Origin of the sequence: Pseudomonas sp. 2822-17 (assembly GCF_002742485.1) — a bacterium.
Taxonomy (GTDB): domain Bacteria; phylum Pseudomonadota; class Gammaproteobacteria; order Pseudomonadales; family Pseudomonadaceae; genus Aquipseudomonas; species Aquipseudomonas cyclaminis.
Genome location: NZ_LJRZ01000200.1, coordinates 1 through 307, shown reverse-complemented (window position 1 = coordinate 307; position 307 = coordinate 1). Strand labels below are relative to the sequence as shown.

Sequence of the window (307 nt, the reverse complement as noted above, 5' to 3'; positions counted from 1 at the left end):
GAAAGAAATGGTAACTTCCTCTCCCTGGTCATTTACAATTGTACCATTTTTATCAGGACCAAATTGGTCATAGTTTTGTACAACTTCTTGGTGTGCATCATATAGGTCTTTGTTGATTGTAGTATAGATACGGTATCCAGATCGTCGCAGTGATCTTTCCGCTTCCTCCAGATACCTATTTGCTAATAAATCACGCTGGTCTGGATCTTCAACATCATCAAGGAAAATACCATCCTTCTCCATTAACCAATTAACGATTTTACTTGGAGCCCGTCTTGTAACTTCATCAGTAATACGAGGGTACGAT

The 307-nt window shown here is 39.1% G+C and carries 1 protein-coding gene; it reads right to left on the bottom strand.

The genetic code is table 11. The annotated features are described in order from the left end of the window. The coding region (locus AOA60_RS32570; RefSeq protein WP_218240508.1) for a hypothetical protein at nt 1–307 on the bottom strand (307 nt) is incomplete at both ends.